Here is a 24478-nt window from a genome sequence, read left to right as displayed (position 1 = left end):
CCCAGATGGCCATGCCGCTTCGTCAATCCATCAAGGTCGCGACATATCTCGCTGAACAGAAGATCCGCCGGCGGGACAAGTTTCCGCTCATCGTCGAATTGGAGCCGCTCTACGCCTGCAACCTGGCCTGCGAGGGATGCGGAAAGATTCAGCACCCGGCCGGGGTGCTGAAGCAGCGCATGCCCGTCGCGCAGGCCGTCGGCGCCGTCCTCGAATCGGGCGCCCCGATGGTCTCCATCGCCGGCGGCGAACCGCTGATGCACCCTCAGATCGATGAGATCGTGCGCCAGTTGGTGGCCAAGAAGAAGTACGTCTTCCTGTGCACCAACGCGATGCTGCTGCGCAAGAAGTTGGAGAAGTTCACGCCCTCGCCGTACTTCGCCTTCACGGTGCACATCGACGGCATGCGCGAGCGGCACGACGAGTCCGTCGCCAAGGAAGGTGTCTTCGACGAGGCCGTCGAGGCGATCAAGGAGGCCAAGCGGCGCGGCTTCCGGGTCACCACGAACTCGACCTTCTTCAACACGGACACCCCGCAGAACATCATCGAGGTGCTCAACTACCTCAACGACGACCTCAAGGTCGACGAGATGATGATCTCGCCCGCGTACGCCTACGAGAAGGCGCCCGACCAGGACCACTTCCTGGGCGTCACGCAGACCCGTGAGCTCTTCAAGAAGGCGTTCACGGGCGGCAACCGGCGGCGCTGGCGGCTCAACCACTCGCCCCTGTTCCTCGACTTCCTCGAGGGCAAGGTCGACTTCCCGTGCACCGCGTGGGCGATCCCCAACTACTCGCTGTTCGGCTGGCAGAAGCCCTGCTACCTGATGGCCGACGGGTACGTGCCCACGTACAAGGAGCTCATCGAGAAGACCGACTGGGACGCCTACGGGCGCGGCAAGGACCCGCGCTGCGACAACTGCATGGCGCACTGCGGCTACGAGCCGACCGCCGTGCTCGCCACCATGGGGTCGCTGAAGGAGTCCATCCGCGCCATGTCCGAGACCGTCGCCGGGAACCGTGGGTGACGGCGCCATGAATGCCGGAGAGCCCGTCTCACTGGGCCTCCCCGAGGTACCGGTCCGACCCATCGCTGAACGGCGGATCAGCCGTCAGATCCAGGTCGGACCGGTGGCCGTCGGAGGCGGGGCACCCGTTTCCGTGCAGTCGATGACCACGACCCGCACGGCCGACATCGGCGCGACGCTTCAGCAGATCGCCGAACTGACCGCCTCCGGCTGCCAGATCGTGCGTGTGGCCTGCCCGACGCAGGACGACGCCGACGCGCTCGCGACGATCGCGCGCAAGTCGCAGATCCCCGTGATCGCGGACATCCACTTCCAGCCGAAGTACGTGTTCGCCGCCATCGACGCGGGGTGCGCGGCGGTGCGCGTGAACCCGGGCAACATCAAGCAGTTCGACGACAAGGTGCAGCAGATCGCGCGGGCGGCGTCGGACGCCGGCACACCGATCCGCATCGGGGTCAACGCCGGTTCGCTGGACAAGCGGCTGCTCCAGAAGTACGGGAAGGCGACCCCGGAAGCCCTCGTCGAGTCGGCGCTGTGGGAGGCCTCGCTCTTCGAGGAGCACGGCTTCCGGGACATCAAGATCTCGGTGAAGCACAACGACCCGGTGGTGATGGTGAACGCGTACCGGCAGCTGGCCGCCGCGTGCGACTATCCGCTGCACCTGGGTGTCACCGAGGCAGGTCCCGCCTTCCAGGGGACCATCAAGTCCGCTGTCGCCTTCGGGGCGTTGCTGAGCGAGGGCATCGGCGACACCATCCGGGTCTCGCTGTCCGCGCCGCCCGCCGAGGAGTGCAAGGTCGGCATCCAGATCCTGGAGTCGCTGGGCCTGCGCCAACGGCGCCTGGAGATCGTGTCGTGCCCGTCCTGCGGGCGCGCGCAGGTGGACGTCTACAAGCTCGCCGACGAGGTGACCGCCGGGCTCGACGGCATGGAAGTGCCGCTGCGGGTGGCCGTCATGGGGTGCGTGGTCAACGGTCCCGGCGAGGCGCGCGAGGCGGACCTGGGTGTCGCGTCCGGCAACGGCAAGGGCCAGATCTTCGTCAAGGGCGAGGTCATCAAGACCGTCCCCGAGTCGAAGATCGTCGAGACGCTCATCGAAGAGGCGATGAAGATCGCCGAACAGATGGAGAAGGACGGCGTCGCGTCGGGAGCTCCCGGCGTCACCGTCGCTTGAGTTCTTACGTACGTACGGACGGGAAGGGGGCTCGAGCGTGACGATTCTGGAAAGCATCCGGGGGCCGCGCGACCTGAAGGCACTGAGCGAGGAGGAGATCGCCGAACTGGCCCATGAGGTCAGGGAGTTCATGATTCACGCGGTCGCGAGGACGGGGGGACACCTCGGACCGAACCTCGGCGTGGTGGAACTGTCCATCGCGCTGCACCGGGTCTTCGAATCCCCGGTCGACCGCCTCGTGTGGGACACCGGCCACCAGAGCTATGTGCACAAGCTTCTGACGGGCCGCCAGGACTTCTCCAAGCTGCGCGGCAAGGGCGGCCTGTCCGGCTACCCCTCGCGCGAGGAGTCCGAGCACGACATCGTGGAGAACTCGCACGCCTCCACGGCGCTCGGCTGGGCCGACGGTCTCGCCAAGGCGATCCAGGTGCAGGGCGAGCGCGGACACGTCGTCGCCGTGATCGGGGACGGCGCGCTGACCGGCGGCATGGCCTGGGAGGCGCTGAACAACATCGCGGCCGCCAAGGACCGGCCGCTGATCATCGTCGTCAACGACAACGAACGCTCGTACGCGCCCACCATCGGCGGCCTCGCCAACCATCTGGCGACGCTGCGCACCACGGACTCGTACGAGAAGGTGCTGGCCTGGGGCAAGGACGTACTGCTGAAGACCCCCGTGGTCGGGCACACGGTCTACGAGTCGCTGCACGGAGCGAAGAAGGGCTTCAAGGACGCGTTCGCGCCGCAGGGCATGTTCGAGGACCTGGGGCTGAAGTACGTCGGACCCATCGACGGCCATGACGTGGGCGCCGTCGAATCCGCCCTGCGGCGCGCAAAACGCTTCCACGGGCCGGTACTTGTGCACTGCCTGACCGAGAAGGGCCGCGGCTACGAGCCCGCGCTCGCCGACGAGGCCGACCGCTTCCACACCGTCGGCGTGATGGACCCGCTCACCTGCGAGCCGCTCGCTCCGTCCAACGGGCCTTCCTGGACCTCGGTGTTCGGCGACGAGATCGTGTCGATCGGGCGGGAGCGCGAGGACGTCGTCGCGATCACCGCGGCGATGCTGCACCCGGTGGGGCTCACCAAGTTCGCGCAGGAGTTCCCCGAGCGGGTGTGGGACGTCGGGATCGCCGAACAGCACGCCGCCGTGTCGGCCGCCGGACTCGCAACGGGCGGGCTGCACCCGGTCGTTGCCGTGTACGCGACCTTCCTCAACCGGGCCTTCGACCAGCTCCTGATGGACGTCGCGCTGCACAAGTGCGGAGTCACCTTCGTGCTCGACCGGGCCGGGGTCACCGGCGTCGACGGGCCCTCCCACAACGGGATGTGGGACATGTCCGTGCTCCAGGTCGTGCCGGGCCTGCGGATCGCCGCGCCGCGCGACGCCGACCAACTCCGGGCCCAGCTACGGGAAGCGGTCACGGTGGACGACGCGCCCACCATGCTGCGGTTCCCCAAGGAGTCGGTGGGCGAGCCGATCGCGGCCGTCGACCGGGTCGGCGGCCTCGACGTGCTGCACCGGGCCGAGGAGCCGCGGGTGTTGCTGGTGTCGGTCGGTGTCATGGCGCCGGTGTGCTTGCAGGCCGCGGAGCTGCTCCAGGCGCGCGGCATCAACTGCACGGTCGTGGACCCGCGGTGGGTCAAGCCCGTCGACCCCGACCTCGCACCGCTGGCCGCCGCGCACGAGCTGGTCGCCGTCGTCGAGGACAACAGCAAGGCGGCGGGCGTCGGCTCGGCCGTCGCGCTCGCGCTCGGCGAGGCCGAAGTCGACGTACCAGTACGGAGGTTCGGCATCCCCGAGCAGTTCCTGGCACACGCCAAACGCGGCGAGGTGCTCGCCGACATCGGGCTGACACCCGTGGAGATCGCGGGCCGGATCAGCACCAGCCTGTCATTGAAAGCCAAGGAGAACGACGCATGAGCAAGGAGTTCGACCTCGGCACGCTGCTGGCCGAGCGCGGCGCCGAACGGTACGAGCTGCACACCAAGTACCTCAACCACCAGCTGCCGAAGATGCTCCACACCATCGGCTTCGACAAGGTCTACGAGCGGGCCGAGGGCGCGCACTTCTGGGACGCCGACGGCAATGACTACCTGGACATGCTCGCCGGGTTCGGCGTCATGGGCCTCGGCCGCCACCACCCCGTCGTACGCAAGGCGCTGCACGACGTGCTCGACGCCTCCCTCGCCGACCTGACCCGCTTCGACTGCCAGCCGCTGCCCGGCCTGCTCGCCGAGAAACTGGTGGCGCACAGCCCGCATCTGGACCGGGTGTTCTTCGGCAACAGCGGTACGGAGGCGGTGGAGACGGCGCTGAAGTTCGCGAGGTACGCGACCGGCAAGCCGCGGATCCTGTACTGCGCGCACGCCTTCCACGGCCTGACGACCGGATCGTTGTCGGTGAACGGGGAGGACGGCTTCCGCGACGGCTTCGCCCCGCTGCTGCCCGACACCCCGGTCCCGCTCGGCGATCTCGACGCGCTGGCACGGGAGTTGAAGAAGGGCGACGTCGCCGGACTCATCGTCGAACCGATCCAGGGCAAGGGCGTGCACGAGGCGCCGCCCGGCTATCTGCGGGCCGCGCAGGAGCTGCTGCGGGAGCACAAGGCGCTGCTGATCGCGGACGAGGTGCAGACAGGTCTCGGGAGGACCGGGGACTTCTACGCGTACCAGCACGAGGAGGGCGTCGAACCGGACCTGGTGTGCGTCGCGAAGGCGCTGTCGGGCGGGTATGTGCCGGTCGGCGCGACGATCGGCAAGGACTGGATCTTCAAGAAGGTCTACTCGTCCATGGACCGGGTCCTCGTCCACTCGGCGAGCTTCGGCTCCAACGCGCAGGCGATGGCGGCGGGCCTCGCCGTCCTGTCCGTCATGGAGGACGAGGAGACGGTCGCGGGCGCGCGGGCGATGGGCGAACTGCTCACCTCGCGACTCACGGAACTCATCGACCGTTACGAGCTGTTGATGGACGTGCGCGGCCGGGGTCTGATGATCGGCATCGAGTTCGGCCGCCCCAAGTCCCTGAAACTGCGCAGCCGTTGGACGATGCTGCAGGCCGCGCGCAAGGGCCTGTTCGCGCAGATGGTCGTGGTGCCGCTGCTCCAGAAGCACCGGATCCTGACCCAGGTCTCCGGCGACCACCTCGAAGTCATCAAACTGATCCCGCCGCTCGTGATGAACGAGGCCGACGTCGACCGGTTCGTCGGGGCGTTCACGGCGGTCATGGACGACGCGCACAGTGGCGGCGGGCTGATGTGGGACTTCGGCAAGACATTGATCAAGCAGGCGGTGGCGAACCGCTGACGGTCCTGCCGCTGACAGTTCTGTCGCTGGCAGTCCTGCGGCTGGCAGTTCTGTCGCCGACAGTCCTGGTTGATCGCGCCTTTTGCCTCTGAGGCAAGAAAGTTGCCGGAGGGGCACGGCTCTGGCTGAATCGACAGCATGAGCCCTGCCCTCTCGCCGGACGAGGCGGACGGTGCGGAGGTCCCGGAACCCCCGGAACTTCCCGCCGTCGCGCCCCAGCTCCGCGAACTGCGCCGCCGCGCGGCCCTCACCCTGGAGACCGCCGCCGGATCCGCCGGCCTGTCCCCGGCGCACCTCTCCCGCCTGGAGACCGGACAGCGCCAGCCCTCGCTCCCGATGCTGCTCTCCCTCGCCCGCATCTACGGTACGACCGTATCGGAACTGCTCGGCGAGACCCCCGCCGACCGGGACGCGGTCGTGCGCGGCGGCACGATGGAACCCACCGAGGCCGGGGGCTGGACGTACCGGCAGGCCGGTTCGCCCGGTCGCGGCATGCAGGCGTTGCAGGTCCACGCGCCGTACGGGTCCCAGGGCGATGTCGTACGCGTGCACCCGGGGGAGGAGTGGCTGTACGTCCTGTCGGGGCGCCTGCGGCTGCGGCTCGGGGACACGTCGTACCGGCTCGACCCGGGCGACAGTTCCCACTTCGACTCGCTGACCCCGCACCGGATCGCCGCCGTCGACCGGGGCGGCGTCGACTTCCTGTTCGTCCACACCCTGCTGCAGAGCCCGACGGCCGCGCTGTGCCTCGGCCCGTCGGCGGGACTGCTGAAGGAGACCCGCCATGGCTGACAGCGCTGACACGGCTGACACGGCTGACACGAACGGCGCGGCCGACGTGGCCGGGCCGACCCCGACCCCGGGCCCGGCCCGCCGCGATATCGAGGACAAGCTGCCGCGCGGCATCCTGGTGCGGGTCCTCGTGTACGTCTTCGCGGGGCATGCGCTGGCGGGCTTCATCTATTTGCTGTTCGCGTTGGGCGGGGGACAGTGAGGGAGTAGTCAGTGGGGGAGTAGTCAGTGGGGCGGACCCCCTACTGCGGTAGCACCTCCACATTGGCTCCTGGGTATGACGCCAGCCGCCCGGCCGTTCTCGCACACTCCTCCCCGTCAGAGCGAGGAAGAGCACGAGAGGGCGGGACAGGGCCATGAGGCTACGCAGGGGCAAGCGGCGGACGACGGAGGACAACCGGCCGGAGGCGTCGGCCGGCACGCCGGGTCTCGCTGTGGAACTGCGCGGTGTGCGGCGGCAGTACGGGCGCGGGACCGGTGCGGTGCACGCCCTCGCGGGCGTCGACCTCGCTCTGCCGCGCGGCACGTTCACGGCGGTGATGGGGCCCTCCGGGTCCGGCAAGTCCACCTTCCTGCAGTGCGCCGCCGGGCTCGACCGGGCGTCGGCGGGATCCGTGCGCCTCGGTGGCACGGAGATCACCGGCATGAACGAGAACAGCCTCACCGAGCTGCGCCGCAGCCGCCTCGGCTTCGTCTTCCAGGCGTTCAACCTGCTGCCGTCGCTGACCGTGGAGCAGAACGTGCTGCTGCCCATGCGCCTCGCCGGACGGCGCCAGGACCGCCGCCGGGCGGCCGCGATGCTCGCGCAGGTCGGGCTCGCGGACAAGGCGCGGCGCCGGCCCGGCGAGCTCTCCGGCGGCCAGCAGCAGCGCGTGGCCGTCGCCCGCGCCCTGATCACGAACCCCGACGTGGTGTTCGCCGACGAGCCCACCGGCGCCCTCGACTCCGGCACAGCCGCCGAGGTCCTCGGCCTGCTCCGCAACGCCGTCGACCACCTCGGTGCCACCGTCGTCATGGTCACCCACGACCCGACCGCGGCCGCCTGGGCCGACCGCGTGCTGTTCCTCGCCGACGGAGCCTTCGCCGACAGCCTGGAGCGCGGTTCGGCGGAGCAGATCGCGGCGCGGATGGCGACGCTCGCCGCCCGCACCTCACGCGCTGGAGCGATGGCGGGGGCGGCGGCATGAGGAGCCTCGCCCCCAACGGCCTCGCGCGGGCGGCCGTACGCTTCAAACCCGCCTCGTTCACGGGCACCTTCGTCGCGCTGCTGATGTCGGCGCTGATCGTCGCGGCGTGCGGCACGCTGCTGGAGACGGGCGTGCGCGCCTCGGTTCCGGCGGAGCGGTACGCGAAGGCTCCGGTCGTGGCGGCGGCCGACCAGTCCGCTCGGGTCGTCGCCGACACCGTCGACGGCCCCGAGGTAACCGCGTACCCGCTCCCGGACACCGCCCGCGTGGACGCGGGGCTCGCGGCGAAGGCCGCACACGCGCCGGGCGCGGAGGCCGCGGTGGCGGACTTCACCTTCCCGGTACGGCAGGGGAGCGGCGCGCTCACCGGCCACGGCTGGGGCTCGCACGCCTTCACCGGGACCGCGCTGGCCGCGGGCGCCGCGCCGCGCACGGGAGAGGTGGCGCTCGACGCCGCCGCGGCCCGCACCGCGAAGGCCGACGTCGGAGACACCGTCGTGCTCGAATCGGCCGCGGGACGCGGGCAGTTCCGGGTGTCCGGCCTCGCGGAGGCCGGGTCCGGGGACACCGCTGCGGCAGGCACGGCGGCCGGTGGCGGGGCCACGGCCTGGTTCGCGGACGCCGAGGCCCCCGCGCTGTCAGGACACCCCGGCAAGGCCGACGCCATCGCCGTCCTGGCCAAGGAAGGTGCCGACACCGGCGCCCTCGCCATCGCCGTCGAAAAGGCACTCGCCGGCTCCGGCGCGCAGGTGCTCACCGGTGACGACCGCGGCGAGGTCGAGGACCACGGCCTGGCGTACGCCAAGGAGACCCTCACCGCGCTCGGCGGCTCCTTCGGCGGGATCGCCACGCTGGTGGCCATGTTCACCGCGGCCGGCACGGTCGCACTCTCCGTCGGCCAGCGCACCCGAGAATTCGCGCTGCTGCGTGCCGTCGGCGCCACCCCGCGGCAGATCCGCCGGGCGGTCGCGGCGGAGGCGCTGATCGTCGCGCCGCTCGCCGGGGTGCTCGGGTGCCTGCCGGGGATCGGGCTCGCGCACTGGTGGTTCGGGCAGCTGAAGGACCGCGGGGCCGTCCCGCAGGCGGTCGAGCTGCACGTCTCGTGGATCCCGCTGGTCGCCGCCGTCGGTACCGGACTGCTCACGGCGCTCGGCGCCGGTTGGATCGCCGGGCGCAGGCCCGCGAAGATCAAGCCGGGTCAGGCGCTCGCCGAGGCCTCGGTGGAGCGGCTGCGACCGGGCGTGGTCCGTACCGTGCTCGGCATCGCGGCCCTCGGCGGCGGCTCGGCGCTCGCGGGCGTCGCTGCCTCCACCGCAGGCGCCGACGCGGCGAACGCCTCGCTCGGCGTCGTCATGCTCTTCATGCTCGCCGTTGCCCTGCTCGGCCCGCTGCTGGCCCGGCTGTGCGCGTCGTTCTTCGGCCTGCTGCTGCGTGGCGGCGGCGCCCCGGCCTCGCTGGCGGCCGCCAACTCCCGGACGAATTCCCGCCGGTTGGCCTCCGCGATCACACCGATCGTGCTGGCGATGGCCTTCGCCTCGACGCTGGTCTTCATGCACACGAGCGAGAGCAAGGTCTCCGCGGACCAGCTGCGCGAGGGCATCACGGCGGACCACGTCGTCACGAACCCGGCAGGCCTGCCCGCGGGCGCCGCCGACCGGGCCGCCCGCGCTCATGGTGTCGACGCGGCCGTGAGTCTGCTCGACACGCAGGTGCTCATCCCCGTCGACTCGGGCGGCGAGACGTCGCTGCAGGCGACCGCGACCCAGGGCATCTCGGGTTCCGGTGCGGAGCTCGCGAAGGTGCAGGATCTGGATGTGCGCGGCGGCAGCCTGGACCGCGTGGGCGCGGGCCGCATCGCCATCGACAAGACTCTCGCCACGGCGGCGAAGGTGAGGGTCGGCGACAAGCTGCCGCTGTACCTCCCCGACGGCACGAAGGCCCGCCCGGAAGTCGCCGCGGTCTACGGCCGGGGTCTCGGCCTGGCGGCGGTGACCATGAACCGAGCGTCCCTGGCAGGCCACGTCACGTCGGGCTTCGACGACACGCTGCTGGTGCGCGGCGGCGAAGCCGGGCCGCTCACCGCACTCGGCAAGGTCACCGACGCCTCGGGCTATGCCGTCGCGCGGAGCGTGGACAGCGAACTGGGCGCCTGGTCCAACTACATGATGGCCGCGGTGCTGGGCGGGTTCGCGGCCGTCGCCGCGGTCAACACCCTGGTGATGACCGTCCTGGACCGCCGTCGCGAGCTGACCGTGCTCCGCCTCGTCGGCTCCACGCGCCGCCAGGTGCTGCGGATGCTCCGCTGGGAGAGCCTGCTGGTGTCGGCGGCGGGGGTGGCGCTGGGCACCACCATCGCGATGATCACGCTGACCCCGATGATGCGCGGCATGACGGGAGAGTCCCCGTACATACCGCCGCTCCTATACGGCACGTTCGCCGCGAGCGCGGTGTGCCTCGGTCTGCTCGCCGTGACCCTCCCTGCCGGCGCGGCACTGCGCGACAGGGAGGGGTGACGAGGGGTGACATCAGGTCCGGGCTGTGGGGTGATGCCGGTCTTCAGCCGGGAATGCGCTCGCGCAGTGGCCAGCGCCCTTCTGGCAGATCTTGCCGGTGAGCGGGCCCTGGCAAGCACACTCCCAAGCTCTCGGCTTCGCTCGGGAGCTCTCGGCTTCGCTCGAGCAGGGGAGGCCCCATTACCCCACTCGCCTGCACCGCACATGACAGCCACCCGGATCCGGCCTGATCCAGACGACAGGTCCTAGTCGAGAAGGCGCTCGCGCAGCCGCTCGCGCGTCGTCGCGGTGAGCTTCAGGCCCTCTGCGAGATAGCGGTCCGTGCTGCCCCACTCCTCGTCGATGGTCTGGAGGCCCGCGTTGAGGTACTCGATGCGGGCGTCGAAGAGCGGGCTGAGCAGCTCCATGATCTCGGGGGAGTAGGCGTCCTTCGCGGTGGCGCTGCGGCGCACCTTGTAGCGGCGGTGCTTCTCGTTGGACTTGAGGTAGTCCGCCTCTATGGCGTCGCGCTCCACGCCCACCGCGAGCAGGGTCACCGCGATCGACAGGCCCGCGCGGTCCTTGCCCGCCGCGCAGTGCATCAGCGCGGGCAGGCTGTCCTCGGCGAGGGAGTGCAGCACGCGGCTGTGCTCGGCGGTGCGCTCCTTGATCATGGTGCGGTAGGACTCGACGAGGCGGTTCGCCGCGCGGCCCTCGGAGAGGATCTGGCGCAGCTGCTCGATGTTGCCGTCGCGGACCATCGTCCAGAATTCGGCGCCGTCGGCCGGGTCGTTGAGCGGCAGGTTCAGATTGCGTACGCCGGGCAGGGCGACGTCCGCGCCTTCCAGCTGCAGGTCCGCGGCGTTGCGGAAGTCGAAGACCGTGTGCAGGCCGAGGGAGGAGAGGAAGGTCGAGTCCTCGGCCGTGGCGTGGGCGAGGTGGCCGCTGCGGAACAGTACGCCCTGGCGCACGCGCCGGCCGTCCACGGTGGGAAGGCCGCCCACGTCTCGGAAGTTGCGCACTCCGGTCAGCTCGGGCTCGGTGGACGGTGCGTGCTGCGTCACAGGGGCTCCTCCCAATCGGTGCACCGGCGTTGGGTCGCCGGCGGGCGCGCTCCTGACGATACGACATCGGTCCCCAGGCAACCATCTGTCCGATTCGCCCCGTTCTGTGTCAACTGTGCGTGAATCGGAGGGGCTTGTGGGTGTGTGCGTGACCGGCTTCATGTTCGTGACGCTGTGTGGCGGGTGGCCCGGATTGGCTCCCCAGTAATCCCCGAAGGTATGGCGTTGGTAAAGCGAAGAATGTCGACGCAGGGTTACACAGGGAAGCCTCAGAAATCCAAGGAATTGCCCCCGCAAGTGAATTCGGGGTTTGTCGTCGCCATCGCCGTTCGCCTACGGTCACCAATCAATCCGGTCGGAACGCCTAGTCCTGCCGCCGCCCGGATTCCTTTCGACTACCCGTCACGGCAGGAGCGGGGGACCCACACGCAGTACGCCGCGTAGGGATTTCCCGAAGCGGCTAGGGGTGAAGCCGCGTCCGTACCCCGGGCGCGGCCGGGCATCTCCAGCCCGAACCCGACAGCTCACCTCGTAGGCGACGGAGAGGAAAATCAGCATGCCCGCAAAGGGAAAGCACCGCCTTTCGACCTCCCAGCGCATCGCCCGTGTCGCCGCCGTCGCCTCCGCCGGTGGAGCCGTGATCGCGCTGCCGCTGATGGGCGCCACCGGCGCGCAGGCCGCGACGTCCGGCGGCACCGCCGATGCCACGACGTACACCGTCAAGGCCGGTGACACGCTCTCGAAGATCGCCAAGGCGCAGGACGTCGACGGCGGCTGGAAGAAGCTCTACGAGGACAACAAGGACGCCGTCGGTTCCAACGCGGACCACCTCAAGATCGGCGTCAAGCTCGCCCTCGGCGGCGAGGCCGACAGTGACTCCGGCTCCGAGGGTGCGTCCGCCGCCACGCAGACGAGCGCCAAGACCACGGCCTCCGGTGACTACGTGGCGCCGGTCGACGGCGCCAAGGGCACGGGCTACGGCAACTCCGGTTCCATGTGGTCCAGCGGCAGCCACACCGGCGCCGACTACTCGATCGCGACCGGCACCTCCGTGAAGTCGATAGCCGACGGCACCGTCGTCTCGACCGGCTCGGGCGGCGCGTACGGCAACGAGGTCGTCATCGAGCACGCCGACGGCCACTTCTCGCAGTACGGCCACCTGTCCTCGACCGGCGTCGCTCAGGGCGACACCGTGACGGCCGGCCAGGAGATCGCCAAGTCCGGCGCGACGGGCAACGTCACCGGACCGCACCTGCACTTCGAGGTCCGCACGAGCGCGGACTACGGCTCGGACATCGACCCGATCGCGTACCTGAGCGAGCACGGTGTGAACGCCTGAGACGTCTCGTAGCGGCTCGTCGACCCGCTCCATTCGGCGCCCGGGGTGTTCCCCGGGCGCCGAATCGCGTTCGCGCGCTTATTCCCAAGGTGACGAGTGGGCTATCTCACCAGGCGTCAACCCCTGGCTACGGTCGCGTAGGTCACACCTCAGGGTGAAAGATGTGTGGTCGTGGCAAACGAATCGAGAGCACTCACGGACTCACTCAACGGCACGATCCGGTCCTACGCGGCCGTGGGCGACAGTTTCACCGAAGGAGTCGGCGACCCCGGCCCCGACGGAAAGTTCGCGGGCTGGGCCGACCGGCTCGCCGTCCTCCTGGACGACCGTGTCCCCGAGGACACCTTCAGGTACGCGAACCTGGCCGTGCGCGGCAAGCTGCTCGACCAGATCGTCGCGGACCAGGTCCCGAAGGCGGTCGAGCTCGCACCCGACCTGGTGACCCTGGTCGCGGGCGGCAACGACATCATCCGGCCCGGCACCGACCCGGACGACGTGGCCGAGCGCTTCGAGAAGGCCGTGGCCAAGCTCGCCGACGCGGCCGGCACCGTCATGGTGGCCACCGGGTTCGACACCCGTGACGTGGCCGTGCTCAAGCACCTGCGCGGCAAGATCGCCACGTACAACATGCATGTGCGGGCCATCGCCGACAGGAACGGCTGCCTGATGCTCGACCTGTGGTCCCTGAAGTCCATCCAGGACCGCAGGGCATGGGACGGCGACCGTCTCCACCTGTCGCCCGAGGGGCACACGCGCGTGGCGCTGCGCGCCGCCCAGGCGCTCGGCGTCGAGGTGCCGGCCGACCCCGAGCAGGCGTGGCCCCTGCTGCCTCCGCGCGGCACGTTCGAGGTGCGGCGCGACGACATCCACTGGGCGCGGGAGTTCCTGGTGCCGTGGATCGGGCGCCGGCTGCGCGGCGAGTCCTCCGGCGACCGGGTGCAGGCGAAGGGTTTCGTGGACCCGCACGCGGTGAAGGCGCACCTGGAGGCGGCGTCCTGACGCGCTGATCCTCGGCGGTGCGGTGGCGCTGACGGCTTCCCGTCAGCGCCCCGCCCCGGTCAACTCCGCGCGCTCGAGACCCAGTTCGCGGGCGAGCGCCTCATCCACCCACTCCAGCATGCGGGCCCGCGACACCGCGGCCGACCTGGAGTGCCCGTCGTCGTACGCCGTCAGCTGTACGGCGAGCCCGTCGAGCAGCGCCGTGAGCCGCAGCGCCGCCGCCATCGGGTCGGGGCAGCCGAACTCGCCCGCCGCCACGCCCTCGGCGACCACCTCGGCGAGCGCCGCCTTCCACTGCCGGTCGAGGTCCCGCGTGACCTCCCGCAGCGCGGGCTCGCGCAGCGCCGCCGCCCAGCCCTCGATCCACAGCCGCCACCCCTTGGCCTGACCCGTCGGCGCGTACCAGCGCACCGCCGCGCGCAGCCGCTTCAGGGCCGTCGTGCGGCGGCCGAGCAGCTTGCGCAGGTGGGCCAGGTCGCTCTCGGCGGCGTGCGCGAACGCGGCCGCGACGAGCTTCTCCTTCGTCGAGAAGTGGTACAGCACCAGCGCGTTGCTCACGCCGAGCGCCGACGCCACGTCGGCGATGCGTACGGCGGCCACCCCGCGCGCCTCGATCTGCTCGATGGCGGCCCGCAGCAGCTCTTCGCGCCGCTCGGCCACGCTCAACCGGATTCTGCTCACGCCGCAAGCCTAGTTGTTCCTGTGTGTCGACTCGTTCACGTGCAGGACTCTTGACGCCTCGCCGTCGCACGGGTCACAGTCACGTCACGTTCCACTACTGACTGGCCGTTCAGTCAATAAGTCCGCCGGTCGGGGGTAAGCGCGGCCCGAGCAAGACCCGCAGTTGCTGTCCGTGCTGTCCGTGCCGTTTTCGTGACGTCCTCGCCAGGAGCAATCGTGACCCAAGCGCCATCCCTCTCGCCGACCCCGCCCGCCGGGGACGAGCCCGACCTCTCCGAAGGCTGGGGCGAGCAGCGCTCACGGCTGCGCAAGGATCTGCGCCGGCTGGACGTGCTGTTCTTCCTCATCTGCACGCTCGTCGGCCTGGACACCATCGGCTCCGTCGCCGCGCAGGGCCCGCAGGGCCTCACCTGGATGGTCATCCTGGCCGTCGTCTTCTTCCTCCCCTACGGACTGCTCGTCGCCGAACTCGGCTCGTCCTTCCCCGTGCAGGGCGGCCCGTACGTATGGACGCGCCTGGCCTTCGGCCGGCTCGTCGCGGGCGTCAACCAGCTCCTGTACTGGATCTCCAACCCGGTCTGGGTGGGCGGCAGCCTGTGCATCATCGCGCTGACCACCTGGGAGGAGTTCTTCACGCCGCTGCCAGGCGTGTGGAAGTACGTCGCCGGGTTCGTGTTCATCTGGGGCGGCGCGCTCGCCGTGGTGCAGTCCGTACGCATCGGCAAGTGGGTGCCCATCGCGGGCGCCGTCGCGCGCGTCGTGCTGCTCGGCTTCTTCCTCGTGTCCGTCGTCGTCTACGCCGCCGAACATGGCGTGCACGCCCTACCCGCGGGCGAATTCACGCCTACGTATGCGGGCTTCGTGGCGCTCGTCCCGGTGCTCATCTTCAACTACGTAGGCTTCGAACTGCCGAGCTCGGCCGCCGAGGAGATGAAGAACCCGCGCCGCGACATCCCCCTGTCGATCCTGCGCTCCGGCCTCGCCGCCGTGCTCCTCTACGGAGGGCCCATCCTCGGCATCCTGTTCGTTCTGCCCAGCCAGGAGATCGGCAGCCTGGGCGGCTTCATCGACGCCTGCAAGGCCGTCTTCACCGTCTACGGCGGTTCGATCGCGGCCGACGGCACGGTGACACTGACCGGGCTCGGCTCCGTGTTCGGCGGGGTCGCCGCGGCGGGCCTCATCATCGGCCTGCTCACCTCCGGCGTCACCTGGGCGATGGGCGCCCACCGCGCGCAGGCCGTGGCGTGCGCGGACGGCGCGGGCCCCGCCTGGCTGGGCCGCATCTCCGAGAAGCACGGCACTCCGGTACGGGTCAACATCCTGTCCGCCGTGCTCGGTTCGATCCTGTTCGTCGTCGCCCTCAACCTCACCGGCGGCGACGGCGAGAAGTACTTCGCGGCGGGCCTCGGCCTGACCATCAGCACGACGTTCATCTCCTACGTCATCACGTTCCCGAGCCTCGTGATGCTCCGCCGCAAGTACCCCGACCAGGAGCGGCCGTACGCCGTGCCGGGCGGCCGGGTGGGCGCCTGGATCGTGACCGCGCTCTCCACCGGCTTCGTGGCGTTCACCGTGGTCGTGCTCGTGTGGCCCGGCTTCGGGGTGGGCTGGTTCGGCACATCCGGCGACCCGGCGGACTCGCTCCCCGAGTCGTTCGCGGGCCAGCGACTGCCGTACACGCTGAGCCAGGTGCTGCCGCTGCTGCTGTTCGTCGTGATCGGGTTGGTGTTCTACGTGTGTGGGGCGCGTGGCCGGCGGCGGGCGCGCGATGGTGCGGTCGACGGCCGCTGAACGCCCGATGGGCCCCACGTGACGTGGGGCCCATCGGCTCTTCGGCCGGTTGCGGCCACAGTGGTTGAGGTCGCGGGGCTCTGCTCAATCGCGGCAGGGGCTTGATCGAGTCACCACTGCATGCGCGTCCAGGGCGATCGCGCCGCCGGGGTGTACGAGGAGCGGGTTGACCTCCAGGTCGGTCAGTTCCGGGTGGTCCGCCGCGGCCTGTGCCACCGCGCACACCGCCGCCACGGCCGCCTCCAGGTGGACGGCCGGGGCGCCACGCCACCCGGTCAACAGCGGCGCGTGCCGCAGCTCCAGTAGCAAGGCACGCGCGCGTGCCGGAGTGAGCGGGGCCAGGGCCAGCGCCGTGTCCGCGTGCAGCTCGGCGGTCACGCCCCCGGCGCCGACCATGACGACCGGGCCGAAAGCCGCGTCCTTCCGTACGCCGACGATGAGTTCACGCGCGTACGGAGGCGTGGCCATCGCCTCGACCGCGTACCGGGCCGCACCCGTGGCCTCCCGCATCCGCGCGAACGCGGTCCGCAGGGCGGCCTCCTCCGAGATGTGCAGCGCCACGCCACCGGCCTCGGTCTTGTGGGCGAGCCCCATCGCCTTGAGCACCAGGGGATAGCCCGTGCGGTAGGCGGCCTCCACCGCCGCGTCCGCGTTCGTCACGAACTCGGCCGTGGGGAACGCGACTCCGTAGGACGCCAGCAGCTCACGCACCCGCTCGTAGCCGCCGTCCTCGACCTCGTACGCCGCCGGGGGAGCGGTCCGCTCCTGTGGCAGGCGCGGGGTCGCGGCGCCCAGGCACACGGCGCCCGCGAGCGCCGTCGCCGCCTGCTCGACGCGCTCGTGGACCGGGACGCCGCGTTCTCTGAGGACGGCGAGGGCCTGGGTGTCGCGGGCCATCGTGTGCACGAGAAGGGCCCGCCCCGCGGCGCCCGAGGCATCGGCGAGGGCATGCGCGATCTCGCACTCGCGCGCTGCCTGGGCCGGGTTCGCGGTCGCGTAGTCCCCGAAGTAGCCCGTGAGCACGACCGTGTCCGCGTCCCCGCTGTGCAGCAAGGTGGCCGCCACGCGCGCGTACGTGGCCAGATCCTGCTCGCCCGCCCCGGCGAGATCGACGGGGTTGGCCCGCCCCGCGCCCGGCGGCAGATGCGCGCCCAAGGCGTCGACGGTGGCCGGGGAGAGCGCGGGCACGTCGAAGCCGCACGCGGCGAACGAGTCGGCGGCCAGTGCGCCCTGACCGCCGCTGTCCCCGATCACGGCGATCCGGTGCGGTGGGGGTGGGGTGGCGCTGGGTTGGTCGGGGGTGGGGGCGGGGGTGGTTTCGTGGCGTGGGGGATGGGGGCGGGAACGTACGAGAGAAGGGGTGGGGGACATCAAGTGGAGGGCGGTGTCGACGAGTTCGCCCGCGGAGTTCAGGAGGAGGGCGCCCGCGTCGCGGCAGACCGCGGCGACCGTGGCGTGCGCGCTGACGAGGGCGCCCGTGTGGGAGGCGGCCGCGCGACCCGATGCCGCGCTGCGGCCCACCGTGAGGAGCAGGACCGGCTTTCCCGCCGCGTGAGCGGCCGCCAGGACGTCCGCGAGGCGGCGGCCGTCCCGGAAGTCCTCCACGTACGCCGCGATCGCTCTCGTGGGCTCGTGGGCGATCAGGGACTCCAGGGCGTCGGCGGCGTCGATGTCGCGCTGGTTGCCGAGCGAGACGAAGCGCGAGAAGCCCGCGCCCGCGCGTTCCAGGTGGCGGCCGATCTCCAGGGCCAGATTGCCGCTCTGCGAGACGAGGCCCAGCCCGCCGGCCGGGAAGTCGCCCCAGCTGAGCCGGAGTTGACTCGTCGTGTCGACGATGCCCATGCAGTTGGGGCCGAGCAGGCGGGCGCCCCGCGAGGTGACCAGGTCCGCGAGGGAGTCTTCCTCGGTGGTGCCCGACGTGATCACCGTGAAGCAGCGGGCACCCGTGTCCAGGCCCTCCTGGACCACCGGGCGCACCTGGTGGGGCGGGACCGCGACCACCACGTGCTCGGGCGGCGCGGCCAGTGCGGACAGTGCGGGGCGGAACGGTTCGCCCTGGAGGTGGCCACCCTTGTGGTTGACCAGGTGGACCGTGCGGCGGGAGCGTCCTGTCAGGGCGCCCGCCGCGAGCCAGTAGCCCCACTTCTCCGGGTTGTCGGACGCGCCGACGACCGCGACGGACGCCGGGTCGTACAGCGCGGCCAGGCTTGTTGTCGTCGTCACCTGTACCACCCGAACCTCTCCGCGAGGATCGGCAGGCGGTCGGCGACAATGGCGTGCGCCGCGGCCCTCGGGGTCGTTCCGTCGCCCTCCGCGCGCGCGAGCATCTGGTCGATCAGGGAGCGCATGGAGCGCCGCGTGTAGGCGAAGGCCTCGTCCGCGTCCGCGCCGATGTCGCCGAACAGGGTCCACCACCACCAGGCGTTCGTACCGGAGTTGACGACCACGTCCGGCAGGACCGTGATCCCGCGCCCGGTCAGAAGCTCCTCGGCGTCCGCGAGGACCGGCATGTTCGCCGCCTCGACGACCCAGCGGGCCGTGATCCGCTCCTGGTTCGCCGCGTCGATCGCGTACGAGACCGCGGCCGGGATCAGCACGTCCGCGTCCGCCGACAGCCAGGCGTCGCCCGGCAGTTCACGGTCCTCGGGACGCAGCCGCTCACGGTTCACCGTGCCGTAGGCGTCGCGCGCCGCGAGCAGCGCTTCCACGTCGAGTCCCGCGTCGTTGGCGATGGTGCCCTCCAGGTCGGCCACCGCCACGATCGTGAGCCCCGCGCGCGCGAGGAAGCGGGCCGTGGCGCCGCCCATGGTGCCCAGCCCCTGGAGGGACACACGGGTGCCTTCGTAGGAGCGGCCCGCGCGATCGAGCGCGACGAGAACCGCCTCGGCGACGCCGCAGCCGCCCACCAGCTCGTCGAGACCGATGCCGTCGACGTCCACCGCGAAGGCGTCCGCGAGCCGCTGACGGGCCGTCTCCTCGTCGTCCAGGAGCGGATACACGGCCTGGATGGACGACACGAGGCCCGCCTCGGCCGCCGCCTTGTCGACCAGGTCCTGCGTGAGACCCAGGTCCTCGCCCGTCGTCCAGAAGGACTCGATGTACGGACGCATCGCCTTCAGGTAGCGCACCAGGATGCCGTACGCCTCCGGGTCCTGCGGGTCGCAGTCGATGCCGCCCTTGGCGCCGCCCAGCGGGATGTAGCGGCCCTCCGGGTTGTAGTGCAGCGCCTCCTTCATCGACATGCCGCGCGCGAGCCCCGCGACCTCCTCCAGAGTGCAGCCGGCCCGCATCCGCAGACCTCCGCTGGACACGCCGCGCACCAGGCGGTCGATCACCAAGTGGCCGTGGCGGCCCGTGACATGGTCGGTCCAGGTGAGCTGGGTGAGAGGGGCTGTGAGGGTCGCCCGAGCAGTCGGGGCCGTCGGGGGCGTGGCGGTGCCGGCGGGCGTGGGGGCGGTGGTCATGCGGACTCCTCGGGAACGACGATCACGGTGGGGGCGGGAGTGGTCAGGGCGGTGCTCAGCAGCTTCGCGAGCTCCTCGGGGGAGTGTGCGGTCGCGCCGTGTCCTCCGTAGGCGCGGGCCAGGGCGGGCAGATCCACGCGCGCGTGGTCGACCGCGAGCGGTGCGTCGCCGCGGGCCTTCATCTCGTCGCGGATCTCGCCGTAGCCGGAGTTGTCGAACACCACGACGGCGAGCGGCTGTTGGAGCGCGGCGGCCGTGGCCAGCTCCTGGATCGAGAACTGGAGCCCCCCGTCGCCGCTGAGCGCCACCACCTGGCGGTCCGGGCAGGCCGCCTTCGCGCCGATCGCCGCCGGCAGGGCGTAGCCGAGCGTGCCGAACCCGGTGGGATGCAGATAGCGGGCGCGCGGGCCCAGGGTGAGGTGCGGCAGGGCGCCGTAGTAGCAGCACTGGGCGCTGTCCGAGGTGACGACGGCGTCCGGGGCGAGGGCGCCGCGGATCGCCGCCAGGTAGGGCAGCCAGTGGGCGTCGCGGGGGCGGGACTCGCCGTCGCGGGCCGCCTTCAGGGCGGCGGTTTCGGCGTGGGCGGGTACGTCGGAGGAGGTGGTGCGCGGGATGACGGCCGCGGGTGCGGGTGCGGCTGCGGCTGCGGTAGCAGCTTCGAGGATGAGGGCGAGAGCGTCCAGTGTGGCGGCCGCGTCGCCGACCAGGGGAACGCCCGCCGGGAGGCCCGCGTACATCTGCGCCGGATCGAGATCCACACGGATCAACTGCCCTCGAAGGGGCAGGGGCTCAGCGGTCCAGACATCAGACTCGCCCAGCTCCGTTCCGACCGCCAGGACCACGTCACGGCTCGCGAGCCACTCCTGGACCGCCGGGCTGTGCAGGGACACGCCGAGGGAGAGCGGGTGGCCCTCGTCGACGATCGCCTTGCCGTTCGCCGTGGTGACCACCGGCGCGGCCAACTGCTCTGCCAGGGCCAGGCATTGGGCCGCCGCACCGCGGGCCCCGCCGCCGAGGACGAGGGCCGGGCGCTCCGCGTGGGCGAGGAGGGCGGCGGCCTCCTCGATGTGCGCGGCGCCGGGGACGCGCGGCGCGGCCGAAGGAGCGGTGCGGACCGGGCCCGCGGGCTCCATCGCCCCCAGGAGGTCGAGCGGGATCTCGATGTGCGCCGGCCGCGGCCGCTCCGAGCGGAACAGCGTGAACGCACGCGCCACAGCCGCACCGATCTCCGCCACCGACGAGACCCGATGGCTGAACGCGGCCACGTTCCGCAACGCCTCTGTCTGGCTGCGCATTTCGTGCAGCAGACCCGTCGACTGGCGCGGGTGGCGCAGCGGCATGCCCGGCGAGATCACCAGCAGCGGCACGCTGTCCGAGTACGCCTGGCCGACGGCCGCCGCGATGTTCAGGAGCGCGGGCCCCGTGGTGGTGATCGCCACTCCGGGCGTGCCCGTCACGCGCGCGTACGCGTCCGCCGCGTATCCGGCTCCCTGCTCGTGGCGCGGCGCGACGTGCGCGACACCGTAGGCCGTCAAGTGGCGGTAGATCTCCAGGTTGTGGGTGCCGGGGATGCCGAAGGCCCGGGTGACGCCGTGGGCGGCCAGGGCGCGGACGAGTGTCTCGCCGCCGGTGAGGTGGGTGGGGGGTGGTGGAGGCGTGGGACTGTGACGCGTATCTACGGCCGGTTCGTGGACAGACGTCACAGTGACCTCGCAATGATCAGGCGCATGATGTCGGAGGTGCCCTCTTCGATCTCCTCCAACTTGGCGTCGCGCATCCACTGTTCGACCGGGTACTCGCGCGAGTAGCCCCAGCCGCCCAGCGTCTGTACGGCCGCCCAGGTGCAGTACGCGGCGGTCTCCGACGCGGTGAGCTTGGCCATGGCCGCTTCCGTGGTGGCGGTCAGGCCGGAGTCCAGGCGGCGGGCCGCGCGCCACGTCATCAGGCGTGACTGCTCGATGCGGGTGCGCATGTCGGCGAGGCGGAACGCGACCGCCTGGTGCTCGATGACGGGCTTGCCGAACTGCTCGCGTGTGCGCGCGTAGTCGCGTGCGTACTCGTAGGCGGCGCGGGCGACACCGGTGGCGGCGGCGCCCAGGACGGCGCGTGAGATGTCGAAGGTGCGCATCAGGCCGCTGAAGCCCTGGCCTTCGTCGCCGAGCCGGTTCTCCTCGGGGACGAAGGCGTCGGAGAAGAAGATCTCCCGGCAGACGATGGCGCGCTGGCCCATCTTGCGCATCGGCTCGCCGAAGGCGACACCTTCGGTGTCCTTGCGCAGCAGGAAGGCGCTCACGCCGCGCGAGCGCTGGGTCGGGTCCGTCTTGGCGAACACCACGTAGCGGTCGGCTTCGCCCGCGTTCGAGATCCACGCCTTCTGGCCGTTGAGTACGTAGCCGCCCTCGGTGCGGCGGGCTGTCGTGGTGATCGACGCGGCGTCCGAACCCGCGCCGGGTTCGGTGGTGGCCAGCGACGTCATCGGGGTGTCGTGGCCGGCGAGCGGAGTGAGCCAGGTGCGCTGCTGCTCCTCGGTGCCGAGGGCGAGCACGGGGTCGGCGAAGAAGCCGTTCGAGCAGAGCAGATTGCCGATGCCCAGGTCGCCGACGCACAGCTCCTCCTGCACGAGGACCTGCGTGAACACGTCGGTGAAGCCGCCTCCGCCGAACTCCTCGGGGAGCATGAAACCGGTGATGCCGACCTTGGCCGCCTTGCGCCACAGATCCCATGGCGTTTCGACGTCGGCCTCGTCGACGGCGCGCGCGCGTGGCCGGATCTCCTCGGCCGCGAAGGTCCGGGCGAGCTCGACGACGGCGTGCTGTTCGGGAGTGAGCGGGACCAGTTCGGTGGGGAGTTCCGACACGGTGCCTCCAGATGGCTTTACTGAATCGTCGGTCAGTATCCGGAGTCGGTGAGAGTGCTGTCAATCGAACTGGTACTGAATGGCGGGTCAGGGGGATGGGCGGGTGGCCGTGGATTCGGGGACCCGGGCACACAACAGGCGCCCAGCGCGTTGTCAGTGGTGCCGCACATAATGGGAAACCTGATCGATCAATGGGAGGCGCCGTGTCACGTTCTCTGACTTCCGGGCTGCGCTCGCTCCAGCCCGATGCCTTTGGCGCCGAGCCCACAGGGGCGCGACTGGACCGCATCCGCCGGTCCCCGAACTTCGCGGACGGGTCCTTCCAGAATCCGGAGGGCGCGCGCACCCGGCCCGACGGCTCGATGGTCGAGTTCGCGAAGAACTACTTCCGTAAGGACGAGCGCGCCCGCCGGGCGCCCACCGGCACCGTGCCCGTGCATGCCACGACCCTCGCCGACCTGGCGAAGCCGTCCGTGAGCGGCTTGCGGATCACCTGGATGGGGCACTCCAGCGTCCTCGCCGAGATGGACGGGGCGCGGGTGCTGTTCGACCCGGTGTGGGGCGAGCGCTGTTCACCGTTCGCCTTCGCGGGCCCCAAGCGGCTGCACCCGGCGCCGCTGCCGCTGGCCGCGCTGGGGCCGGTCGACGTGGTGGTGATCTCGCACGATCACTACGACCACCTGGACATGCCCACCATCAAGGCGCTCGCCCACACGGACACCGTGTTCGCTGTGCCGCTCGGCGTCGGCGCGCACCTGGAGCACTGGGGCGTGCCCGCGGACCGGCTGCGGGAGCTGGACTGGCACGAGTCGACGAAGGTCGCCGGGGTGACGCTGACGGCCACTCCCGCCCGCCACTTCTGCGGCCGCGGCCTGCGCAACGCGCAGCACACCCTGTGGGCGTCCTGGGTGGCCACCGGGTCCGAGCACCGCGTCTTCCACAGTGGCGACACCGGATACTTCGGCGGTTTCAAGGACATAGGCGCCGAGCACGGACCGTTCGACGTGACGATGATCCAGATCGGTGCGTATTCGGAGTACTGGCCCGACATCCACATGACTCCGGAGGAGGGCATGCGCGCCCACCTCGACCTGCAGGGCGGGCCCGCGGCAGGGCCGATGCTGCCGATCCACTGGGGCACGTTCAACCTGGCGCCGCACGCCTGGACCGAGCCCGGTGAGGGGACCGTCACCGCGGCCCGCCGGTCCGCCGCGCGTATCGCCCTGCCGCGCCCCGGCGAGCCCTTCGAGCCGGACGCCGAGGCGCTGCCCACGGAGCAGTGGTGGCGGCCGGTCGCGGCAGTGCCTCAGGGCGGGTGGCCGGTGGCCGGGCCCGTGGCGGGGGCGGAGGGGACGGAGATCGTGGTCGCCGGGTAGGCGGCGGGTGGCTGGCGCGGCGGGTAGCTGGTTGCACGTTGCGGGTGGGCGGGCGGCCGGCGGGGCGAGGTGGCGGCCGCGGCTTGCGATGTCGTTCCGCCGGGCTTATGCCCTGTGCTGGGCCTATGCCGTGCGCTGGGCTCGCAGGACCGTGTCCCGGTGGTGGTGTGTGCCGGGCGGGGCCGGAGCGGTGCGCGGGCGGGTCTCGTTGGCCTGGATCTTCCAGGCGCCCTCACCGTCGTCGGCGAGGAACGCGGCGACGTCGTCGGCCCAGTAGTAGTCGGCCGGGTCGAATTCGGCGGTCGCCTCGGTGTGCTCCGTCAGGTCCGCCAGCGCGTGCGTGGCGAAGAGCAGCGTGCCGCCGGGGGCGACCGCGTCGACGAGCCCGCGCAGGGTCGACGAGCCCGAGCTGCGCAGCAGCGGGAAGTACTGGACGGTCACCAGGTCGAAGGCGCCCGCGGGCGGCGGTGTGACGGCGAGATCGGCCTGCGCCCAGGAGACCCGGCCCTGCACGTCGGCGCCGGCCACGGCGGCGCGGCGCAGGGCGACCTCCGAGACGTCGACCGCCGTGACCTGCCAGCCGCGCCGGGCCAGCCAGAGCGCGTCGCCGCCCTCGCCGCAGCCGACGTCGAGCGCTTGGCCGGGCGGCAGCTCGCCGACCTCGGCGACCAGCACACCGTTCGGGTTGCCGCTGAAGAGCTGGTCGTGGCTGCGGTACCGCTCGTCCCACTCCCGGGCGGTGTCGGACTGGGCGGTGTCGGACCGGGGGGTGTCGCGCTGGGCGGTGTTGTCCTGGGCTGTGTCGTTGTTCATGGCGTCGGTCCTGTCTCTCGTCCGTCGGTGGTGGCCCCTTCGACGCCAAAGGTCGCGCCACGCGTACGTACGGGCAAACTTCTTTGCGGAAAACGCAAAACGCGCGCACCGAAGC

General features: G+C 71.3%; 19 protein-coding genes and 1 riboswitch. Of the genes, 12 read left to right on the top strand and 7 right to left on the bottom strand.

The window, feature by feature from the left end; translation table 11 throughout:
* Positions 1-5 precede the first annotated feature (5 nt).
* From hpnH to ACFYWS_RS28740, 8 genes are all read left to right on the top strand, one after another.
* Positions 6-1028 (top strand): adenosyl-hopene transferase HpnH, encoded by a 1023-nt coding sequence (hpnH, locus tag ACFYWS_RS28775; protein WP_389281245.1) that lies wholly within the window; start codon positions 6-8, stop codon positions 1026-1028.
* 7 nt (positions 1029-1035) lie between these two features.
* On the top strand, positions 1036-2202 hold the full coding sequence (ispG, locus tag ACFYWS_RS28770; protein ID WP_389281244.1) for a flavodoxin-dependent (E)-4-hydroxy-3-methylbut-2-enyl-diphosphate synthase: 1167 nt from the start codon (positions 1036-1038) through the stop codon (positions 2200-2202).
* Between the two features lie 37 nt (positions 2203-2239).
* Complete coding sequence (gene dxs, locus ACFYWS_RS28765; protein ID WP_389281242.1) at positions 2240-4126, top strand: 1-deoxy-D-xylulose-5-phosphate synthase; 1887 nt, start codon at positions 2240-2242, stop codon at positions 4124-4126.
* Complete coding sequence (locus tag ACFYWS_RS28760; RefSeq protein WP_389281241.1) at positions 4123-5508, top strand: aspartate aminotransferase family protein; 1386 nt, start codon at positions 4123-4125, stop codon at positions 5506-5508. The genes dxs and ACFYWS_RS28760 overlap by 4 nt, the downstream gene beginning before the upstream one ends.
* A gap of 138 nt (positions 5509-5646) precedes the next feature.
* Positions 5647-6300, top strand: coding sequence for a helix-turn-helix domain-containing protein (locus tag ACFYWS_RS28755; protein ID WP_389281239.1), 654 nt, complete (start codon positions 5647-5649; stop codon positions 6298-6300).
* Complete coding sequence (locus ACFYWS_RS28750) at positions 6293-6502, top strand: DUF6126 family protein (protein WP_389281237.1); 210 nt, start codon at positions 6293-6295, stop codon at positions 6500-6502. Before ACFYWS_RS28755 ends, ACFYWS_RS28750 begins: the two co-directional genes overlap by 8 nt.
* Before the next feature lie 154 nt (positions 6503-6656).
* Positions 6657-7487 (top strand): ABC transporter ATP-binding protein, encoded by an 831-nt coding sequence (locus ACFYWS_RS28745; RefSeq protein ID WP_389281235.1) that lies wholly within the window; start codon positions 6657-6659, stop codon positions 7485-7487.
* Positions 7484-10000, top strand: a complete 2517-nt coding sequence (locus ACFYWS_RS28740) for an ABC transporter permease (protein WP_389281234.1) — start codon at positions 7484-7486, stop codon at positions 9998-10000. The genes ACFYWS_RS28745 and ACFYWS_RS28740 overlap by 4 nt, the downstream gene beginning before the upstream one ends.
* A gap of 245 nt (positions 10001-10245) precedes the next feature.
* On the opposite strand, the gene ACFYWS_RS28735 is transcribed toward ACFYWS_RS28740, so the two are convergent.
* Positions 10246-11043: a tyrosine-protein phosphatase gene (locus ACFYWS_RS28735; protein WP_389281233.1), complete on the bottom strand. Its 798-nt coding sequence runs from the start codon at positions 11041-11043 to the stop codon at positions 10246-10248.
* Between the two features lie 382 nt (positions 11044-11425).
* Positions 11426-11596: riboswitch (cyclic di-AMP (ydaO/yuaA leader) on the top strand.
* A 3-nt stretch (positions 11597-11599) separates the two neighbouring features.
* Between ACFYWS_RS28735 and ACFYWS_RS28730 the strand changes: the two genes are divergently transcribed.
* Together ACFYWS_RS28730 and ACFYWS_RS28725 are read left to right on the top strand one after the other, a co-directional pair.
* On the top strand, positions 11600-12382 hold the full coding sequence (locus ACFYWS_RS28730; protein ID WP_389281232.1) for a peptidoglycan DD-metalloendopeptidase family protein: 783 nt from the start codon (positions 11600-11602) through the stop codon (positions 12380-12382).
* A 171-nt stretch (positions 12383-12553) separates the two neighbouring features.
* Positions 12554-13381 carry an SGNH/GDSL hydrolase family protein gene (locus ACFYWS_RS28725; RefSeq protein WP_389281231.1) on the top strand — a complete coding sequence of 276 codons (828 nt, stop codon included), beginning with the start codon at positions 12554-12556 and terminating at the stop codon, positions 13379-13381.
* 42 nt (positions 13382-13423) lie between these two features.
* Here the strand turns inward: ACFYWS_RS28725 and ACFYWS_RS28720 are convergent, their stop codons facing one another.
* Positions 13424-14062: a TetR/AcrR family transcriptional regulator gene (locus tag ACFYWS_RS28720; RefSeq protein WP_389281229.1), complete on the bottom strand. Its 639-nt coding sequence runs from the start codon at positions 14060-14062 to the stop codon at positions 13424-13426.
* A gap of 216 nt (positions 14063-14278) precedes the next feature.
* On the opposite strand from ACFYWS_RS28720, the gene ACFYWS_RS28715 reads away from it, so the two are divergent.
* A complete protein-coding gene (locus ACFYWS_RS28715) occupies positions 14279-15853 on the top strand; it encodes an APC family permease (RefSeq protein WP_389281227.1) in 1575 nt (524 codons plus the stop codon).
* Positions 15854-15937: 84 nt separating this feature from the next.
* On the opposite strand, the gene ACFYWS_RS28710 is transcribed toward ACFYWS_RS28715, so the two are convergent.
* From ACFYWS_RS28710 to ACFYWS_RS28695, 4 genes are read right to left on the bottom strand one after another with little or no spacing between them, the layout of a single operon-like run.
* Complete coding sequence (locus ACFYWS_RS28710; protein ID WP_389281225.1) at positions 15938-18076, bottom strand: acetate--CoA ligase family protein; 2139 nt, start codon at positions 18074-18076, stop codon at positions 15938-15940.
* Entirely contained in the window at positions 18073-19317 is a 1245-nt protein-coding gene (locus tag ACFYWS_RS28705) for a Glu/Leu/Phe/Val dehydrogenase dimerization domain-containing protein (RefSeq protein WP_389281224.1), read from the bottom strand. The genes ACFYWS_RS28710 and ACFYWS_RS28705 overlap by 4 nt, the downstream gene beginning before the upstream one ends.
* Positions 19314-21020 carry a thiamine pyrophosphate-dependent enzyme gene (locus tag ACFYWS_RS28700; protein WP_389281223.1) on the bottom strand — a complete coding sequence of 569 codons (1707 nt, stop codon included), beginning with the start codon at positions 21018-21020 and terminating at the stop codon, positions 19314-19316. The genes ACFYWS_RS28705 and ACFYWS_RS28700 overlap by 4 nt, the downstream gene beginning before the upstream one ends.
* Positions 21017-22174 carry an acyl-CoA dehydrogenase family protein gene (locus ACFYWS_RS28695; protein WP_389281221.1) on the bottom strand — a complete coding sequence of 386 codons (1158 nt, stop codon included), beginning with the start codon at positions 22172-22174 and terminating at the stop codon, positions 21017-21019. The genes ACFYWS_RS28700 and ACFYWS_RS28695 overlap by 4 nt, the downstream gene beginning before the upstream one ends.
* Positions 22175-22365: 191 nt before the next feature.
* Between ACFYWS_RS28695 and ACFYWS_RS28690 the strand changes: the two genes are divergently transcribed.
* On the top strand, positions 22366-23550 hold the full coding sequence (locus tag ACFYWS_RS28690) for an MBL fold metallo-hydrolase (protein ID WP_389281219.1): 1185 nt from the start codon (positions 22366-22368) through the stop codon (positions 23548-23550).
* Positions 23551-23673: 123 nt separating this feature from the next.
* Here the strand turns inward: ACFYWS_RS28690 and ACFYWS_RS28685 are convergent, their stop codons facing one another.
* The gene (locus tag ACFYWS_RS28685) at positions 23674-24363 is read right to left on the bottom strand and encodes a class I SAM-dependent methyltransferase (protein WP_389281218.1); all 690 of its coding nucleotides are present in this window, start codon (positions 24361-24363) and stop codon (positions 23674-23676) included.
* Positions 24364-24478: the final 115 nt, after the last annotated feature.

Origin of the sequence: Streptomyces sp. NPDC002795, from assembly GCF_042888725.1 — a bacterium.
In the GTDB taxonomy this organism is placed as follows: domain Bacteria; phylum Actinomycetota; class Actinomycetes; order Streptomycetales; family Streptomycetaceae; genus Streptomyces.
Note: the sequence above shows the minus strand (reverse complement) of the source record. Positions and strands in the feature narration are given on the sequence as shown.